At 36.8% G+C, this 4,254-nt stretch carries 2 protein-coding genes; both read left to right on the forward strand.

Annotation, left to right across the window (positions count from 1 at the left end):
* The first annotated feature begins 55 nt into the window (after positions 1 to 55).
* Complete coding sequence (locus AC6F75_RS05615) at positions 56 to 2,140, forward strand: TonB-dependent receptor domain-containing protein (protein ID WP_500713972.1); 2,085 nt, start codon at positions 56 to 58, stop codon at positions 2,138 to 2,140.
* 87 nt (positions 2,141 to 2,227) lie between these two features.
* Positions 2,228 to 4,254: ATP-binding protein (locus AC6F75_RS05620; RefSeq protein ID WP_500713973.1), on the forward strand; the 2,027-nt coding region annotated here is incomplete at its 3' end.

A 4,254-nucleotide genomic window follows, 5' to 3' on the forward strand; every position in this document is an offset into this window, starting at 1 on the left:
GGAGGCTTTTTTATTATAGTTAACTGTCGTATTTTAGTGTATTCAAATTATGTTCATGAGCTATAAGCCTTCAATCATTTTACTTTTCACCCTTATGGGTTTTCATTTCATTGACAAAAGATTTGCTCAAACAACTAAGGACACCACGGCACTTTCTGAAGTGGTTCTTTTAAGTACCCAAATAAAAAGTTCGCTACAAAATAAGGCGGCTTCAGTTTCGGTGATTACTGCTAATGATATCATGCAAACAGACGGGGTCATCATCACTTCAACTCTCAATAAAATTCCCGGAGTGTATATGCAGCAGGGTGCGCTTAATACTAACAGAATTACATTAAGGGGCATAGGTGCCCGGTCGCAGTTCAGTACAAACAGAATTAAAGCCTATTTTGAAGAAATACCCCTCAGCGATGCCGAAGGTGAAACAATTATTGAAGACATTGATATGGAAACCATAAGCCGGATTGAAATTATCAAAGGTCCCAACGATGTGGGTTATGGATCAGGGTTGGGTGGTGTTATTTCCATTTTAGGAAGGGAAATTAGTCCGGGTGCATTTTCTGCAAGGGCAACAAGCACCCTGGGCAGCTTCGGGCTTTACAAGCAAACTGTTTCTACTGGACTGGCTTCTGAAAAAAGCTCCATTTATGCAAATTTCAGCAGCCTGGAGAGTGGCGGTTTCAGGGAAAACAGCAACTATGACCGGAAGTCGTTTAATCTTAGGGCCCGCCATCAATTGGGTGAGAAGGGTAATCTCTCATTTATAGGAATTTTCACCCGTCTAAAAGCCTTTATTCCAAGCTCCATTAATGAAGATGATTTTATCAATAATCCTGAATCTGCCGCAGCAAACTGGGCAGCCGCACAAGGGTTTGAGTCTTATGACAGGTTGCTGCTGGGGGTTGGTTTTTCTCATCGTTTTTATGAAAATTTTGAACTCAAATCAAGTATATTTTACAATTTAAGGGATGCTTATGAACCCCGTCCATTTGATATTTTGGACGAATATAAATCAGGTTTTGGGTTTCGGGCAAAATTGAATTATGGGTCTCAGGTTTTATCATTGCCTTTTGAAATGAGTCTGGGAAGCGAAATAGTAACTGAAGATTACACATTTTCTCTGTTCGAAAACTTATACCAATTGCAGCCCGGCCAGGGAAGCATAGCCGGAGAACGCTTTGCCAAGGTGGATCAAAAACGCGAATATGCCAATTTCTATTTTCAAATGGACACCCGGTTGACCGAAAAACTGATGCTGGAAAAAGGAATTTCACTCAATGCAACGCGATACAGTTTAAATGATGTTTTTAATGCTGGAAACAGTACTCAGGACGGTACATATACCTTTGATAATGTATGGTCACCACGTGTTGGGGTTTCTTATAGAATTCAGCAAGGAAAAAATATATACGCATCTGTGAGCAAGGGTTTTTCAATCCCTTCGGTAGCAGAAACACTCACCCCTGAAGGGGAAATAAATACCAATTTAAAAACCGAAACGGGAATCAATTATGAATTGGGGTTAAAAATGAACTGGTTTTCAAACACCCTTTATACAGAAGTGGCCCTCTATTCCCTTCAAATCGATAATTTACTTGTGGCCAGGCGCGTTGCCGAAGATCAGTATGTGGGAATCAATGCCGGTGAAAGTTCACACCGTGGGGTGGAAGTTTTGATGAATTACCGATGGTTTGTAAATTCGGGATTGCGAATAAATCCTTTTTTCAGGGCAGCGTTTAATGATTTTAAGTTTAAAGACTTTGTTGATTTTGACGAAGATTTCTCCGGAAATAAACTCACGGGAGTTCCCAAAGATCAGTGGTCAATAGGAGCTGAGGTTACTTCAGATTTTGGTTTGTCATTTTATACAGTAACCCGCAATGTTGGTGAAATACCCCTTAACGACGCCAATACACTATTTAGTGATGCTTACAGTGTGACAGATGTGAAAGCGGGCTACACTTTTTTGATTTTAAAAAAAATAGAAACTGAAATTTTTGGAGGAGTCAACAATGTTTTTGATGAGAAATATGCCTCCAGTATTTTGCCCAATGCAATAGGTTTTGGAAATGTGCCTCCAAGGTTTTTCTACCCCGGGAACCCAAGAAATTATTTTGCAGGAATAGCTTTAAAACTTTAATTCTCTACATTCTTATTGAGCAAATTCATTGTTAAAATTGCAGTTTTTAATGTTAATACCGTTATTTTTGCAAAAAATTCATCCCCAATGAATACCCCCAAATCCTACTTATTTTTAAGTGTATTTTTTTTATTTTTTGTTCAATATGTAACTTCACAAGAATTTGATGAGCAAAATGAACAAAAAGTTCTTGACTTAATTGAGTCAGCAACTTTGGCGCTTGAAGAAGGCGATTTTGGAAAAAGTTCAAACTTTTTAAGTCTGGCAAATGCCTCCATTGATTCTACATCAAGTGAATTACTACGCTATAAATATTACTTTACACTTGGTTCCCTGTCTTTTGACAGGAAACAAATTGCTGAATCTCAACAGGCTTATATTAAAGCTATTGATTTAGCAAGAAAACTTCAGGACACTGCTTATTTAATAGCGTCATACTCAGGTATTGCAAACGCATTGCTTATAGATCAAAAATATAAAAAGGCATTAGTGTATCAAAATGAAGCTTTGGCATTGCTTGAAAATGATAGGTCCAAGACCTATTATGGCCTTTTGTCAAATATGTCGATAGCCTATAAACAATCTCAGGATTTTGACAATGCCCTTTCAACTTTACTCAAAGTGGAGGAATATTTTAGAAATCAAGATGACCTTAATTCACTTGCAATTGTTCATAACAATTTAGGTGAATTGTACCGTGAAGACATTAAAGATGATTTAAAGGCTAAAGAGCATTATCACAAAGCGATAAAATTAAACCTTCAGTCAAATGAAACACATCAACTTTCTCAAAATTACCACAATTTATCTTTAAGTAGTAATAGTTTAAAACAAATTGACAGTGCCTATTATTACATCAATAAAGCGATTGAAATCAAAACTGAAATGGGAGATTTGGGCGGACTTGCAATCAGTAATCATGCCCTTGGTTTAATTCAAATGGAAGACAAGCAGTATGATGCTGCTATCAGGTCTTTTCGAAAAACACTTGAAACAAGCGAGCAGTTTGGCATCACCCCGGGTTTGTTTTATGCCAATATGGGAATTGGAGAGGCATACCTTGCAAAAGGAAACAGAAGTGAAGCCATAAAATATTTCAAAAAAGTAGAAGAAGCTGCAAATCAATCTGAATCTTATGAGATGAAGGGCAGCATAGCTGAAAAATTATTGGAGTTTTATAAGGATAATAGAGATTTTGAAAACGCACTTCTTTATAGTGAAAAATTAAAAGCAATTGAAGACAGCATTGCAACGATTAAAAGTGACGAAAGATTGGATGAATTACGCATTCAATATGAAACCAGTTTAGCCCAAACTGAAAATGAAAGTTTAAGGCAACGTGAGGTTTCCCAGCAAGAGCGAATCAAACTCCAAAACATTTTCTTAATAATACTGTCGGGCACCTTAGCAATTCTTTTAGTAATGCTGTTTGTCGTGATTAAGACCAGAGAACTTAAAAAGTCTGCAGATCAAGAAGTATCAATGACAACCGAAGAGCTTGAAAAGCAATATGAAATAGTAAAGGAAAGAGAAGCTGAGCTCAAAAGAGAAGTGTTGCTAAAAGATAAAATATTTAGTGTTTTAGGTCATGATTTAAGAACACCCCTGGCAAATATTGCCGGATTGATTGACAGTATGACTCAAATTGACCTTACACCGGAAGAATTGGAATTTATGCTGAAGCACCTTAGAGGAGAAACAAACGCCAGTTTAAAAACCCTTGAGAATATATTGCAATGGGCGAGACTTGAAATGGATGATAAATCTTTAAATATTAAAGAACTTGATGAAGACGAAATCATCATTGAAATCATCAAAAACCTTGAATCAAACTCGCTGTCAAAGGAAATCAATGTAACCTATGTCAATAAGTCCAATTCCATTCTCAAGGCTGATGAAAATCAGTTTAGAAGTATTGCAAATAATTTGATTGCCAATGCAGTAAAATACAGTCCAATCAAAGGGGAGGTTAAAGTGAATTTTAGTGAAGAAAAGGATTATTTTGTATTTAGCGTAAGCGATCAGGGTAAAGGTATTGATAATTCGGTCATTAAGAACCTGGATACCAGAGAGGAATTAATGAGCACTTATGGAACAGAAGGTGAAAAAGGTAC

The organism is Planktosalinus sp., from assembly GCF_059864935.1.

What these genes read in the sequence shown, in the direction of transcription:
- AC6F75_RS05615 (WP_500713972.1), top strand. Translation starts at nt 56, where the DNA reads ATGAGCTATAAGCCTTCAATCATTTTACTTTTCACCCTTATGGGTTTT.